Annotated in this window: 15 protein-coding genes; 5 read left to right on the top strand and 10 right to left on the bottom strand. The window is 69.5% G+C overall.

The features are described from left to right. Position 1: 1 nt before the first annotated feature. Positions 2 to 1,078: a mechanosensitive ion channel family protein gene (locus NL114_RS14855; RefSeq protein WP_254821699.1), complete on the bottom strand. Its 1,077-nt coding sequence runs from the start codon at positions 1,076 to 1,078 to the stop codon at positions 2 to 4. 158 nt (positions 1,079 to 1,236) lie between these two features. On the opposite strand from NL114_RS14855, the gene NL114_RS14850 reads away from it, so the two are divergent. After that, a complete protein-coding gene (locus NL114_RS14850; protein ID WP_254821698.1) occupies positions 1,237 to 1,839 on the top strand; it encodes a DUF6517 family protein in 603 nt (200 codons plus the stop codon). Positions 1,840 to 1,874: 35 nt separating this feature from the next. Here the strand turns inward: NL114_RS14850 and NL114_RS14845 are convergent, their stop codons facing one another. From NL114_RS14845 to NL114_RS14820, 6 genes are all read right to left on the bottom strand, one after another. After that, positions 1,875 to 2,276: a hypothetical protein gene (locus NL114_RS14845; protein ID WP_254821697.1), complete on the bottom strand. Its 402-nt coding sequence runs from the start codon at positions 2,274 to 2,276 to the stop codon at positions 1,875 to 1,877. Next, positions 2,269 to 2,481, bottom strand: a complete 213-nt coding sequence (locus NL114_RS14840; protein WP_254821696.1) for a hypothetical protein — start codon at positions 2,479 to 2,481, stop codon at positions 2,269 to 2,271. The genes NL114_RS14845 and NL114_RS14840 overlap by 8 nt, the downstream gene beginning before the upstream one ends. A gap of 84 nt (positions 2,482 to 2,565) precedes the next feature. Then, the gene (locus NL114_RS14835; protein ID WP_434084095.1) at positions 2,566 to 3,474 is read right to left on the bottom strand and encodes a methyltransferase domain-containing protein; all 909 of its coding nucleotides are present in this window, start codon (positions 3,472 to 3,474) and stop codon (positions 2,566 to 2,568) included. After that, entirely contained in the window at positions 3,471 to 3,896 is a 426-nt protein-coding gene (locus tag NL114_RS14830; protein ID WP_254821695.1) for a nascent polypeptide-associated complex protein, read from the bottom strand. Before NL114_RS14830 ends, NL114_RS14835 begins: the two co-directional genes overlap by 4 nt. 368 nt (positions 3,897 to 4,264) lie before the next feature. Then, complete coding sequence (locus NL114_RS14825; RefSeq protein ID WP_254821694.1) at positions 4,265 to 5,128, bottom strand: 2-oxoacid:ferredoxin oxidoreductase subunit beta; 864 nt, start codon at positions 5,126 to 5,128, stop codon at positions 4,265 to 4,267. Beyond that, entirely contained in the window at positions 5,125 to 6,894 is a 1,770-nt protein-coding gene (locus tag NL114_RS14820; RefSeq protein WP_254821693.1) for a 2-oxoacid:acceptor oxidoreductase subunit alpha, read from the bottom strand. The genes NL114_RS14825 and NL114_RS14820 overlap by 4 nt, the downstream gene beginning before the upstream one ends. A gap of 228 nt (positions 6,895 to 7,122) precedes the next feature. On the opposite strand from NL114_RS14820, the gene NL114_RS14815 reads away from it, so the two are divergent. Then, complete coding sequence (locus tag NL114_RS14815) at positions 7,123 to 7,770, top strand: FAD-dependent oxidoreductase (RefSeq protein WP_254821692.1); 648 nt, start codon at positions 7,123 to 7,125, stop codon at positions 7,768 to 7,770. A gap of 128 nt (positions 7,771 to 7,898) precedes the next feature. Further along, entirely contained in the window at positions 7,899 to 9,296 is a 1,398-nt protein-coding gene (locus tag NL114_RS14810; protein WP_254821691.1) for a hypothetical protein, read from the top strand. Positions 9,297 to 9,465: 169 nt separating this feature from the next. Here the strand turns inward: NL114_RS14810 and NL114_RS14805 are convergent, their stop codons facing one another. The 3 genes from NL114_RS14805 to NL114_RS14795 are packed head-to-tail and all read right to left on the bottom strand — an operon-like array spanning position 9,466 to position 11,208. Beyond that, positions 9,466 to 10,278: an SDR family NAD(P)-dependent oxidoreductase gene (locus NL114_RS14805; protein ID WP_254821690.1), complete on the bottom strand. Its 813-nt coding sequence runs from the start codon at positions 10,276 to 10,278 to the stop codon at positions 9,466 to 9,468. A 48-nt stretch (positions 10,279 to 10,326) separates the two neighbouring features. After that, entirely contained in the window at positions 10,327 to 10,836 is a 510-nt protein-coding gene (locus NL114_RS14800) for a hypothetical protein (RefSeq protein WP_254821689.1), read from the bottom strand. Positions 10,837 to 10,878: 42 nt separating this feature from the next. Then, positions 10,879 to 11,208: a hypothetical protein gene (locus NL114_RS14795; RefSeq protein WP_254821688.1), complete on the bottom strand. Its 330-nt coding sequence runs from the start codon at positions 11,206 to 11,208 to the stop codon at positions 10,879 to 10,881. Between the two features lie 134 nt (positions 11,209 to 11,342). On the opposite strand from NL114_RS14795, the gene NL114_RS14790 reads away from it, so the two are divergent. Both NL114_RS14790 and NL114_RS14785 read left to right on the top strand, forming a co-directional pair. After that, complete coding sequence (locus tag NL114_RS14790; RefSeq protein WP_254821687.1) at positions 11,343 to 12,356, top strand: DUF7972 family membrane protein; 1,014 nt, start codon at positions 11,343 to 11,345, stop codon at positions 12,354 to 12,356. A 108-nt stretch (positions 12,357 to 12,464) separates the two neighbouring features. After that, complete coding sequence (locus tag NL114_RS14785; protein WP_254821686.1) at positions 12,465 to 13,127, top strand: helix-turn-helix domain-containing protein; 663 nt, start codon at positions 12,465 to 12,467, stop codon at positions 13,125 to 13,127. The last annotated feature ends 6 nt before the right edge of the window (positions 13,128 to 13,133 follow it).

Genomic DNA, 13,133 nt, shown 5'->3' with positions numbered 1-13,133 from the left:
CCTACTCCTCCCGGCTCCCGCCACCGTCGGCGGAATCGGACTCCTCCGGCCGCGACTCCACGCGACCCCGCGGCTGCTCGCCCTCGGCGTCGTGCTCGATGGCAGCTCCCCGGAGGTCGCCCGGCGCACCGTTCCCGTTCGCGTCGGCATCGGCCGACCGTGTCGCGACCCGCATCTCGCCGCTCGTGTCGTCGAAGACCAGATGCGAGTGCGGGTAGGCGATCTCCACGTCGGCGTCCGCCAGCCGCTCCCAGACCTGCGTCTGCACGTTCGAGCGCAGCGTCAGCAGCTTGTACGGCTCGGTCGCCCAGTAGCGCAGGCGCAGGTTGACGCCGTGGTCCGCGAAGTTCTCGATGTAACAGGTCGGGCCCGCCGGATACCGGGCGCTCCCGATACGGATGTCCGGCCCTCCCTCGACGACCTTGTCGACCTGCCGGGCCGACTCCTCGATGAGGTCGCGGGCCGCCTGGATGTCTGACTCGTAGGTGACCAGGATATCCAGCGAGAGCCGGGTCCGGGAGTCCTCCGCCGAGAAGTTCACCACATCCCGCTCGCGGATGTTGCCGTTCGGGATGATGAGGAAGGTGTTGTCCAGCGTGAACACCTTCGTGTACCGCAGCGTGACATCCTCGACGAAGGCGTACACGTCCGTCTCGGGGAGATGGATCATGTCGCCGATCTCGTAGGGCTGCTCGCTGAGGACGAACAGACCGTTGACGACGCTCCCGATGATGGGCGCGAGGACGAACCCGGCCACCGCAGAGAAGACGGTCACCGACAGCGCGAGGTTGCCGATAGGGACCTGCAGGATACGCAGCGCGATGAGGATACCGAGCAGGATGACCGCGCCCTGGATGCCCCGCAGCACCGTCCGGGTGAGCGACGGCCGGCGGAACCGGCGGGCGATTCGCCGACCGAGCAGCTGCTGGACGACCGTCGAGGCGTAGTAGAAGACCACCAGGACCACCAGCGCGGCGATGAGCCGGGCGAGCGGGTCCGGGAACCACGGCGGGAGCAGCTGGAGCCCATCGTTGATGGCCTGGTTACCAGCCTGCAACAACCCCCAGCCGCCTGTCATGGCCACGACGACACCGGGACCGGGCAAGAGGGTTTCGACGACGGACAGGAGCGCGACCGGACGACCGGGGCGCTCGACGCTCCGGTCGAGGGGCCGGGGACCCCCCGACGCCCTCCGGTTGCCGCAGTCATATACGTCCGCTCCCCCTGCGTACTGACATGAGTGCACAGTCGCGCGTGGGACCGCCGTCGCTCCCGCGCGACCGCCTCGAGAACGACGGCTGGTCGCTCGTCGAGGACGAGGTCGAGGTCCTGTTCAGCCTGTCGGCGGCACGAGTGGAGGGCCACACGCAGGTGTTCGAGGACGCCGCCCTCCGGGCCGCAGTCCGGGAGGCGACCGGCGTCGACCACATGTGGCGGTTCTTCTTCGCGACACGGGTGTCGTTCACGCCGTCGCTCGCTCCGGGTATCGCGCCGCTCATCAAGTCGCGTGTCACCAGCGAGGCCCGGTCCTCGTTCGCCGATGACCTGCTGGACCGTGGCTTCGAGAAGGTCGCGAAGGGCGAGCGGAAACGGGCCCGGGTCCGGAGCGGCGCCCGAGCGGAGTTCACGCCGTTCAAGGCCCGCTTCGAACTCCCCAACGGCCGGATACTGGACATGGAGGGGTTCCTCGCGGTCTGGTTCGACGACGGCTTCGTCATCGCGGGCGGCGCCTACCCCGCGGACCTCGACGCAGTGCTCGACGAGGACCGCGGCGTCGAGGCGGATGCCGACGCCTACCGGGAGGAGCTACTGGACCTCATCCGGTCGGTCGGCACCTGAGGGGCCTGGCCGGGGGTAGAGCACCAGGGGCGGCCTCAGAGCCCGAGGCCGGCGAAGAGGAGTTCTCGCGGTGCGACCGAGACGTGCTCGTAGCCGAGATGCTTCAGCGGGCCGTCGGCCTCGGCCCCCAGCGTGGCGACCTCGCGCGAGTCGATGCGTGCGATGGCCGTCAGGTCCGCCGCCGCGAGCGTCGCGGGGAGCGACCCGCTTGCACCCGGCCCGGACCCGCCGGCGCTTCCGTGAGCCGAGCGGAGCACGTCGACAGCGACACGGAGCGACGGGAAATCGACGAACACACGGTCCGTGTACGCCTCGACCGACAGTTCGTGACCGTCGACCCGGACCGTGAGGTCCGCACTCACGTCGAGGCCGAGTGGCATCTCCGCGACGCGTCTGATGGCCTGCACCAGCGACGCCGCGTCACCAGCGTCACTCACGTTCCCGCGTCGAGACCCGCAGGGTCCCGTCGATGCGCCAGTGGGCGTGTTCCGCGTCCGGACCCGTCCGGTTCGGGACGGCGATCTCCATGTCGTCGAACTCGTAGGTGATCTCCGCGCCGCGCCCGGTCAGCCGGTCGTAGATGGTGATCGCCAGCTCCGGCCACGTCGTGGTCTCCTCGGTCTCGGGGACGGCCTCGCTCATACCACCGAGTAGGGCCGTCCCGGCCTTATACCCGGTGGCAGGGGCGAACCGCACACCCGGTCGGAGGACGGCCCGTCGGCACCCTCAATCGCCGTCGGTCGTCTCCGTCGAGTCGTCCACGAGGTTCGGCGCGTCGGGCGCCCGCGCGACCGTCAGGAACCCCGTGTGGCCGACGGGCGCGGTGTCCGGACGCGACCCGCGCTCGCCATAGCTGAACTCCCGCTGGATGGTCTCGTGAGTCGTCACGTCGACCAGCCCGGCCTCCTCCGCGGCGAGGGCAGCCTCGCGCGAGCCCTCGACGAACGGCACGTACATCGCGAGATAGCCGCCGGGAACGAGTAGCTCGTCGGCACGCGCCGCGACCGTCGGCGCGTCGGCAGTATCGAGTGTGATGACATCGAACCCCCGAGCCGGGGCCACGTCGTCGCTCCCGTCGACCAGCGCGTCGAGGTCGTCGGTCACGTCGCCGGTCCGAACCTCGACGGCGTCGGCGATGCCGGCCATCGCCATGTTCTCGCGCGCGACATCGGCGAACTCGGGGTCCTGTTCGTACGTGAGCACCTCGGCCCCGGTCCGCGCGAGATACGCCGCCAGGACCCCCGTCCCGGTGCCAGCGTCGAGGACACGGTCGCCGGTGCTGGCCCCCGTCTCACCGAGGACGAGGCCGATGTCACGGGGCACCATCGGCGCGCCCGTCCGCTCGAAGTGGTGGAACAGGTCCGGCCCGCGCAGGCGCCGGACGACGAACGCCGTCTCGAGATGTGTCTCGACGGTGTCGCCCGGCTGGACGTCCTCCGGGACGCGGAGGATACCGAGGTCGGTCTCCATCCGTTCCCCCGGCTGGAGCAGGTACTCGCGGTTCTCGCGGACGAGCAGGACCGGGGACCGGGCGGCCTCGGTGGCGTCGGCGGCATCGGCATCGCCGGCGCCGTCCGCCTCGGTGGCGTCGGCTCCGGTCGTCGGCGGGTCCGCCGTCGGGTCGGTGTCGTTCACTCCAGCTTCTCGACGGCGGCCGCGAGGTCACCGTCCGTCGCTTCGAGCGCCTCGCGGGCGTCGGCCTCGCTCGCACCCGTCCGCGCGGCGACGATCTCCACGTCGGAATCCGGAATCGCCGTGCCGCCGGCATCGTCCCCGCCGGCGTCAGCGTCCCCGGTATCGGCCTCGGCGGCGTCGCTCGCGACGGCGGCCGCGGCACCACCCTCCCCGCGCGGGCGGGACTCCGGCGAGCCGACGACCTGGTAGGTGGCCTGGCCCTGGGCGTCCATCTTCTGGACCTGCGCGTCGGTGAACACGAGGTCCTCGTCCTGGGTCCGGATGATGACCTCCTCGGCGTCGAGTTCCTCGAGGTCGATACCCATCTGCTCCATCATCTGCTTCATCTTGCGGGGGTTGAGCCCGCCGCCTCCTCCGAACATACGAGTGGGGAGCATCCCTGCCATCAAAAGCGTACTGTCGTGAAGACGGGTTCGGCCGGCCCACCAGCCACCACCGGCTCGTACGAACGACGGGCCCACAACCCGTCGTGCGGGTGCACCCCGCCCCTCTCACGTCGAGACCCCGCTGGCACCACCACCAGTGACACCGGCACTGGGTCAGCCTCTGACCCCGTCCATCTCTTGTATGGCATAGGATAATGCCGTTTCGAGCGTTTTCACCGCGTGATAACGGTAGAGTACACTGGCAACACACCACATGAAGTACGGGCGTTCGGTTCGAACTGTCGCTACTCATCGTTTCTGCGCAGAATAGGATAGAAACCGCCGAGACAATCGAGGAACCGCCGTCAGTAGAACTCGCGGACGAGGTCCATCGCGTCGTCGGGAGCCCCGTCCGGGATGTCGGCCATCGACTCGGTGATGCCCTCGCGCTCCTCGAAGCCGACGGAGCTCTCGTCCTGGTAGATGACGCCCTGGTACTCCTTGTCCGCGTCGAGGATCTTCTCCTTGGCGTCGTCGTAGTCCGTCGGGTCGTGGTCCGTGTCCTCGAGGTCGACGATGGTGTCGCGGAAGTAGTCGTACGTGTCGACGTCGTTGAACGTCACGCACGGGCTGTAGACGTTGACGAAGCCGAAGCCGTCGTGCTCGATGGCCTGCTGGACGATCTCGGCGTGGCGCTGGGCGTCCGAGGAGAACGACTGCGCGATGAACGTCCCACCGGCCGACAGCGCGAGCGCGAGCGGGTTGACCGGCTGCTGCTTGGTGCCCTCCGGGGACGTGGAGGTCTCGAAGTCCTCGCGCGAGGTCGGCGAGAACTGACCCTTCGTCAGCCCGTAGATGCGGTTGTCCATCACGATGTAGGACATGTCGACGTTCCGGCGGACGGCGTGGACGAAGTGGCCGGCCCCGATGGAGTAGCCGTCGCCGTCGCCGCCGGCGACCATCACTTCGAGGTTGGGGTTGGCCATCTTCACGCCGATGCCGACCGGGAGCGCGCGCCCGTGTACGCCGTGCAGCGCGTACGAGTGCATGTACGTCCCGATCTTGCCGGAACAGCCGATGCCGGCGACCACGAACGTGTTGTCCGGGTCGTTGCCGGTGTTCGCCAGCGCCTTCATCATCCCGTTCATGGTGCCGAAGTCGCCGCAACCGGGGCACCAGGTGGGCTGTGCGTCGGACTTGAAGTCGGTGAATCTGATATCGGAGCTCATTCTGCTTCCACCTCGGCGGTCTCGCCCGCCAGTTCCTGCTTCACCCGCTCTGCGAGTTCGTCGGCCTTGAACCGCACGCCGGTGTACTTGTTGATGCGCTTGACCCGCTCGAGGGCGTCGTGTTCGAGCACGTCCGCCCACTGGCCGGTCGCGTTACACTCCACGACGATGACCTCGTCCGCGTCGCGGATGTCCTCGGCGAGATCCTCGCGCGGGAAGATGTAGGGACAGGAGAGGAAGCGTACGTCGACGCCCTCGTCCTCGAGGATGTCGATGGCCTCCAGCATGGCGCCCTCGTTGGAGCCCCAGGAGATGACGAGGCTGTCCGAGTCGGGGTCGCCGAACTCGCGGGGCGACCAGTCCTCGCGCTCGAGGGCCGTCTCGACCTTCCGCTGGCGCTTGTCCACCTGCTCGACGCGGATCTCCTCCTCCTCGGTCCGGCGCCCGAGCTCGTCGTGCTCCAGCCCGGTCGTCATGTGGGCGCCGCCCTCGACACCTGGGAAGGTGCGGGGCGAGACGCCGTCGTCCGTCGCGGCATGAGGCGTGAACTGGTCCTTCTCGTTGGTCCACTCCTCGACGTCGTCCTCGCCGACGACGCGCCCGCGCTCAATCTCGACGGCGTCCATGTCGAACTGCTCGGGCTCGTAGGTCTGCTCGGTGACCGCCATCGCGAGGTCGCTCACCAGGAAGACCGGCGTCTGGTACTTCTCGGCGAGGTTGAACGCCTCGATGGTCTTGTGGAAGCACTCCGCGACCGTGGTCGGCGCCAGCACGAACCGCGGAATCTCCCCGTGCCCGCCGTACAGGGTCATGTTCAGGTCGCCCTGCTCCTGCTTCGTCGGCATCCCCGTCGAGGGACCCGAGCGCATCACGTCACAGATGACCAGCGGCGTCTCGGTCTGGGCGATGAGGCCGAACGTCTCGGTCATCAGGTCGATACCCGGCCCGGACGTGGCGGTCATCGACCGTGCGCCAGCGCGGGCCGCACCCAGCGCCATGTTGATGGCCGACAGCTCGTCCTCGGCCTGCACCACCTTCCCGCCGTAGCGGTCCACGCGTCCGGTGAGGTACTCCATCACGTCCGTCGCGGGCGTGATGGGATAGCCCGAATAGAACCGGCAGCCGGCGGCGATGGCGCCCATCCCGATGGCCTCGTCGCCGTTCAGCAGGACGTAGTCGTTGTCGGTCGTCTCCAGCGCGTAGTCGATGGGCAGCTCGTACTCGTCCTGGACGTACTCCTGGCCCAGGCGGGCGGCTTCCTTGTTCGTGTCGACGATGGCCGAGCCCTTGTCGCTGAAGCGCTTCTCCAGGGCCTCGTCGAGGTTCTCGATGGGGAAGCCCGCGACCTCGCAGGCCGCTCCCAGCGCGACGATGTTGCGGACGATGGCCCCACCAGCCTCCTCCGCGAGTCGTTTCAGGGGCACGTCGAGGCCGGTCATCTCGCCCGGCGCTTCGAAGTCCTTCATCATCGTGCGCTCGCCGTCGAAGATGATGACCGAGTCGTCGTGGAGTTCGTCCATGTTCTCATCGACCGTCCGCTCGGTGAGCGCGATGAGGATGTCGAGTCGGTCGACGACGCTCTCGACACGGTCGACGGCGGTCCGGACCTTGTACGCGGTGTACCCGCCCCGGATCCTGGACGCGAAGTCCTTCGAGGTGAAGACGTGTCGACCCGCCCGGGAGAGTGCCTGTGCGAAGATCTTCCCGGTGGAGTCGATCCCATCGCCGGCTTCGCCGCCGATGGCCCAGTTCAGGTCGTCTGGCATAACTATGACCCGGTTCCGGTGGACGCACGTTAAGCCTTCTGAATATTGCCGTAACCACCGGCTTCGGGGCTATCGGTCCGCCAGCACGCCGGAACGGTCCGGCTGCCGGGCGCCCTCGCCACGAGGGGGGCCAGCACCGGCGCCCTCGCCACGAGGATGACGGCCCCGACCGCCGTGAGAGCGAACGGGAAACGAAAGGTCGTTGCCGGTGCCGCACCGAGCATCGCCATGGACGAAACCGAGCTTCGTGTCGTCGCCGTTCGCGAGTGCGGCCCGGACACGGTCGCCATCGAGTTCGAGACGCCGCCCGAACTGGACGCCCAGCCGGGGCAGTTCGTGAAACTCACCGCCGAGGTCGAGGGCGACGCCGTCTCCCGGTTCTACACCATCTCCTCACCCGATGTCGAGGGGACGTTCGAGATCACGGTCGGCTACGACCCCGACGAAGGCGGCCCGTTCAGCGAGTACCTGCTCGCCCTGGCGGCCGACGACCGCGTGCTGATGGCCGGACCGTTCGGGAGCGACTTCTACGAGAACGAGGCGCGCGCGGTCGTGCTCGCCGGCGGCCCCGGTATCGGCCCCGCGGTGGGAATCGCCGAGCGCGCGCTGGCCGAGGGCAACGAGGCCGCCGTCGTCTACCGTGACGACGCACCGGTTCACGAGGAGCGCCTCGCCGCGCTCGCGGCCGCTGGCGCGGCGGTGTACGTACTCGGCGCCGACGAGCCGCTGACCGACGCCGTCAGCGCCGTCGTCACGGGCGAGCCGGGCGAGCAGCTGTTCGTCTACGGCTTCGAGACGTTCCTCGACGCCGCCACCGACGCGATGGCCGCTGTCGGCGCCGCGCCCGACGACGCCAAGGTGGAGAACTTCGGGTGACCGAACGGAACGGTCCGGAGGTCGGGTAGACGGCCCGAACGGCCGGAGAGGTTATAAATCACCGATAGTAACCACCAGTGTCTTTAAGCGACTCCTGTACCGCATGCCAGTAGAGACGACCGTAGCGCATGACAGGACACAACGACAACCCGTCGGGGACGCCCGGTGGGGACGATAACGGGGACGACGGAGACGGGGGTGAGTTCGAGTTCGGCAATGCGCCGGAGTCGAACCCACCACCAGGCACAGGCGGGCCGACCGACCACGATGGCCTGGCCGGCGACGGTGGTGAGCCGGTCGGAGCCGGTCCGAGTGGTGGGTCCGGCGGGAACGGGTTCGACTTCAACCAGTGGATGCAGAACGTCGACCCGCGAGAGAGCCCGGGGGCGGGCGAAGGGGAGGACGGTGCTCCCGACCCCATCTACCGACCCTCGGAGCTTCCATCCAGCGTCGGGCTCGGCGGCGAGGGACCGCGTGTCGTCACCTTCGGGCGCGACCGGGCGGAGCTCCCGTCCGGCCCGAAGGCCATCCCGCTGCTCGTCATCGGATTCATCGGTGCCATCGTCGTCGAGGCGCTGAGCCGCGTCATCGGCGCCATCCCCGGCACCTCGAGCAGTTCGGGAAGCACGACCACGACGGACCCACAGCACGCCGACGCCGCGGAGTCGTTCGAGTTCGAGAACGGTGGCTTCGACTTCGATGGCTGGCTCGGCGCCGAGTCGCTCGACACCGCAGAGACGGAGACGGTCGCGGAGACCGGAGCCGCCACGGAGACCGCAACGGCCGGCGCCACGGCAGCCGCCGGGACCTTCGAGTTCGAGAACGGTGGCTTCGACTTCGATGGCTGGCTCGCGGTCGGTGACAACGAGTTCACCGCCCCCGAACCCGAACCGGCGCCGGCCGCCGAGGCCGAGCCCGCTGGTGCGGCAGCGACGGGCGCTGCGGCCGGCGCAACCGCCGGTGCCGCGGAGAGCGCGGCCGCGAGCGGCCCGACCGCGTCCGACCCCGGCTTCGGCGAGCCCTCGCCGACTGCCGGAACGGGCGACGAGATGCCGCCCATCAAGCTGGCCGCGTTCGCCCTGTTCGCGGCGAGTGCGGTGGCGGTCGCGTTCACCGTCCTGAGCGCCGGCGGCGTCGTCGCCCCCGGCCAGGGCGGCGTCCAGGCGAACCCCGGCTCGGCCGGTGGTGGCGGTGCTGCGAACGCGACTGCGACGCCGACCGCGACGGCAACAGCGACGGACTCGCCGACGCCGACAGCGACGGACTCGCCGACGCCGACAGCGACGGACTCGCCGACGCCGACGCCAACTGCGTCGCCGACGCCGACCGCGACGCCGACACCCACGGCCACGCCGACGCCCACGCCGACGGCTACCCCGACGCCGACGGCCACCCCGTCGCCCACGCCGACCGCGACGCCGGAGCCCACGCCGACCCCGACCCAGACGCCGATCGGTGGTGGCATGATCGGTGGTGGCGGCGGTGACGGTGGCGACAGCGGTGGTGACGGCGGCCTGCTCGGCTGACCACACAGAACCGCACGACCGACCGGTTCCCCGCTTCTTTCGCGCGGTACGACGACGCAGTAGCTACTGCGAACGAGCACCACCGGGAAGCAGATCGGAACAAGACCCGGCGATACGGCGTATGCGCCCGGAGAAGAGGGTTCTCGACGGATACCCGCGCAACGCTCGACTACTGCAGGCCGAGGTCGGCGCTCATCGAGTTGCCGGCGCGCGGGACCCCCTTCACCGTGTACGTCTCGCCGTTGACGAAGGCGGCGGCCGGTGAGGCGAGGAACTGGACCACATCCGCGATATCCTCCGTGTGCCCGATGCGGCGGTCCACCTGGTCGCGCGGCGGCATGTCGGACTCGTCGATGCCGAGCGTGTCCGCGACGCCGGGCGTCTGGATGAGGCCGGGCGCGACGCAGTTGACACGGATCGAGTGGTCGGCCCACTCGACCGAGAGCGTCTCCGTGAGCCGGATGATGGCCGCCTTCGAGGCGGAGTAGTGGCTCTCGTTGGGCGCAGCGTGCTGACCGTTCACGCTGGACATGTTGATGACGACGCCGCCGGGGTGCTCGTCGTCCTCGCGCATCGCCTGGCCCGCGACCTGCGTGCAGTGGAACGTACCGTGCAGGTTGAGGTCGACGATGGCCTCCCAGCCGTTCGGGGAGATATCGTCGAACGCGGCGACGAACTCGCCGCCCGCGTTGTTGACGAGGATGTCGACCCCGCCGAGTTCCTCGACGGTCGCCTCGACGAACGCCTCGACCTCCTCGCGCTCGCGGACGTTGCATTCGACGGCCAGGCAGTCGCCCGCGTCGGGGTCCTCGTTGATGCCCTCGGCGACCGGGTCGACCCGGTCCTGCGAGCGCGAGCAGATGGCCACGTCGGCCCCGCCGGCCGCGAGCGTCTCCGCGATGGTGCGGCCGATACCCTGACTCGCGCCGGTCACGATAGCGCGCTTCCCTTCCACGCCGAACTCCGCGCTGTGGAGTGACATGGACGGGTCGGCGGCCGGTGGGAGGAAGTGTCTACCGGAAGGGGCGACCTACTCGTCGCCGGTCGTGTCGTCCGCCGACCCGTCCTCGTCGGTCGACTCCCGGTCACGACGGCGGCGGCGACGGCGCCCGAAACCGAAGAGCCCGCCGAGCGCATCGAGTTCGTCGATGGCCGTCTCGGAGACGTTCGACTCCCGGACCCGGCGCGCGAGTTCGTCCTCCACGTCGGGCACCTCGATGGCGCCGCCCGTCGCGGTCTCGATGGGCTCCCGGATGAACTCGTCCTCGGCCGCGTCCACGAGCTCCGCGGCGCCCTCGTTCAGCTCCAGCACGTCCGCGATGAGCGTCGGGTCGAGACCAGCCCCTGTCACCGAGAGGTCGTCGCCGACGGTGACCCGTTCGAGCTCGACCTCCATCTCGGGGGCATCGGTTCCATCGGTGGGTCCGTCGGCACCGACGCCGGTGTCGGTGACGCGCCGACCCGAAGACACGTAGGCCACGGTGACGAGGAGGATGAGGAGCTCCACGGCCCGCCGCCACCGGGGACTGGTGGTGCGCATGCTGCCCGCTTCGAGGTACTGCAGGGAGAAAAATCCGGCCGTTCAGGCGCCCCCGTCGTCGGTGCGCTGCTGGTACTCCTCGCGGGCGGCCTTCAGACCCGCGACGAGGATGTAGACCGCGTCCACGATGTCGATCTCGTCGAAGCGACCCTCGACATCCGTGTCGACCGGGAGCGCGTCGGTCGCGTCGCCGCCCGATTGCCCGGGAACGGAGTCGATGTCGGTCGACGGCGTTTCGCCCGTCGTGTCGTCCTCGTCGCCGTCGCCACCACGGAGCGCACGGACCAGAAGCACGACCCCGACCACGAGCACCGCGCCGATGGCCAGTTTCTTGCCGCCGATGCCGCCAGCCTCCTCGGTGTCGTTCGTCATGGCTCCCCGTTCACCCCCGTACAACTTAAACGGTTCCGGGTCGGCGCCCGCCGGATGCGCGCCCGGCTCGTCTCGCGGCCGTTCGGGGCTCCGTTCCGCCGGTTTTTAACGGCCAACGGCCGTCGAACCGGGCAATGAGTGCTGCAGGCGCCCCCGGACGCTGGTTCCTGCTGACCGGCAACCGCCGGGCCGTCACGCTGCTGTTGCTCGGGGTGGTGTACGTGGCGCTGGTGCCGATGGCACTCGTCTTCCTGGGCTCCGAACAACTGCTCGCCGCGCGCGGGACCATCGCCAGCCTGCTGAACACGCTGCTCTCGGGCGTCATCCTGCTGGTCTCCATCGTCGTCTCCGTCACGTCGCTGTTCGTCTCGCAGGAGCTCAGTCCGGTGGGGCGCCAGCGCGAGCGTGTCGAGCGCGCCCGCGAGTTCCGCGAGGAAACCGAGAATGTCCTCGACCGCGAGGTGTCCCCCGCTCGGCCGTCGGCGTTCCTCCGGGCGGTCACGCAGGGCATCCTCGACCGGACCCAGGACCTGCAGGACGCCGTCGACGCGATGGCCCCGGGCCACCCGGGGCTCGACGAGGGGACCGAGGGGGAACCCGCGGCGGAGATGGACGCGTTCCGCGAGCGCGTCGCCGCGGATGTCGAGGCGGTCAACCGGCGGCTGTCCGACGGTGCGGGCACCTTCGGCATCCTGCTGGCGGGGCTGGAGTACGACTACGCCGGCCAGCTGTACGCGCTGCGGCGCTTTCGCTCCCGTCACGGGACCGAACTCACGGAGGAGGTCGATGCCCGGCTCGAGGACGTGGTGGCCGCCCTGGAGTTCTTCGTCACCGCCCGCGAGTACTTCAAGTCGCTCTACTTCGAGCGGGAGTTCGCCACGCTCTCGCGGGACCTGCTGTTCGTCTCGCTTCCCGCGCTGGTGCTGGTCTCGTATGCCATCCTCGCCATCGACGCGGAGATGGTCGGTGGCACCACGGTCGGCGTCTCGCGGCTCCTCCTGCTTGCCGGCGGCGCGTACACCCTCGCGCTCGCGCCGTTCGCCGTCCTCACGGCGTACGTCGTCCGCGTGTCGACCATCGCTATCAGTACCCTCTCGGCCGGGCCGTTCGTCCTCGCCGACGACGACCCGGACGACCTCGTGGAGTGAGGCGGCGGACCGGGCGGACCGGACAGTCCTCGTAGAGTGAGGCGGCGGACCGGGCGGCCCTCATCCTTGCGGCGAAAGCCCCTTTATACCCCGGCGTGAGGAAGGGGTATGCGCCAGGCGACGTTCGTCATCAGTGCCGGACGGGGAGGACTCCACCCTGCGGACGCCGCCATCGCCGCCGAGCCGAACATCCAGCGGCTCTCCATCCGGCAGATCGACATCCTCGACGACGGCACCGGCATCGTCCTCTACGCGTCGCGTGGCGACCTCGAACGCGGGAAGCAGCTGCTGGAGGGCCGCGACGACATCTACGATGTCGACTACGTCGGTGAGACCAACGGCGTTACCCTCGTACATTTCGAACCCAACGACACCGTCCGCGACCTGCTGGCGGTCGGCCGGAGTCAGGCCATCGCGCTCGACCTCCCCATCGAGTGCCTGCCCGACGGCGGCGTCCGCGTCACCGTCATCGGCAACGACGCGGCCATCAGCCAGGCCGTCGACGATATGCCCGAGTCGCTGGCCCTCTCGCTGGAGTCGATGGGCGCCTACGACCCGGACCGCTCGGACCCGTTCGCCTCGCTCACCGAACGCCAGCAGGAGATCCTCCTGACGGCGCTGGAGCTGGGCTACTTCGAGACGCCCCGCGAGACGAACCAGGAGGAGATCGCCGACGCACTGGACGTATCGACGGCCACCGTCGGCGAACACCTGCGCCGCATCCAGGCGAAGCTGATTCCCTCGGTCGTGCCCCGCGCACTCTGGGAGTAGCGGCCC

It is taken from the genome of Haloglomus halophilum (assembly GCF_024298885.1).
Classification (GTDB): Archaea; Halobacteriota; Halobacteria; order Halobacteriales; family Haloarculaceae; genus Haloglomus; species Haloglomus halophilum.
The sequence above is the reverse complement of the archived record's forward strand: the minus strand, read 5'-3'. Positions and strand labels throughout refer to the sequence as shown.

Bases quoted from the DNA above. Each gene is read 5' to 3' on its own strand.
- NL114_RS14855 (WP_254821699.1), bottom strand. From the start codon at position 1,078: ATGACAGGCGGCTGGGGGTTGTTGCAGGCTGGTAACCAGGCCATCAAC.
- NL114_RS14850 (WP_254821698.1), top strand. From the start codon at position 1,237: ATGAGTGCACAGTCGCGCGTGGGACCGCCGTCGCTCCCGCGCGACCGC.
- NL114_RS14840 (WP_254821696.1), bottom strand. From the start codon at position 2,481: ATGAGCGAGGCCGTCCCCGAGACCGAGGAGACCACGACGTGGCCGGAG.
- NL114_RS14830 (WP_254821695.1), bottom strand. From the start codon at position 3,896: ATGTTCGGAGGAGGCGGCGGGCTCAACCCCCGCAAGATGAAGCAGATG.
- NL114_RS14825 (WP_254821694.1), bottom strand. From the start codon at position 5,128: ATGAGCTCCGATATCAGATTCACCGACTTCAAGTCCGACGCACAGCCC.
- NL114_RS14820 (WP_254821693.1), bottom strand. From the start codon at position 6,894: ATGCCAGACGACCTGAACTGGGCCATCGGCGGCGAAGCCGGCGATGGG.
- NL114_RS14815 (WP_254821692.1), top strand. From the start codon at position 7,123: ATGGACGAAACCGAGCTTCGTGTCGTCGCCGTTCGCGAGTGCGGCCCG.
- NL114_RS14810 (WP_254821691.1), top strand. From the start codon at position 7,899: ATGACAGGACACAACGACAACCCGTCGGGGACGCCCGGTGGGGACGAT.
- NL114_RS14805 (WP_254821690.1), bottom strand. From the start codon at position 10,278: ATGTCACTCCACAGCGCGGAGTTCGGCGTGGAAGGGAAGCGCGCTATC.
- NL114_RS14800 (WP_254821689.1), bottom strand. From the start codon at position 10,836: ATGCGCACCACCAGTCCCCGGTGGCGGCGGGCCGTGGAGCTCCTCATC.
- NL114_RS14795 (WP_254821688.1), bottom strand. From the start codon at position 11,208: ATGACGAACGACACCGAGGAGGCTGGCGGCATCGGCGGCAAGAAACTG.
- NL114_RS14790 (WP_254821687.1), top strand. From the start codon at position 11,343: ATGAGTGCTGCAGGCGCCCCCGGACGCTGGTTCCTGCTGACCGGCAAC.
- NL114_RS14785 (WP_254821686.1), top strand. From the start codon at position 12,465: ATGCGCCAGGCGACGTTCGTCATCAGTGCCGGACGGGGAGGACTCCAC.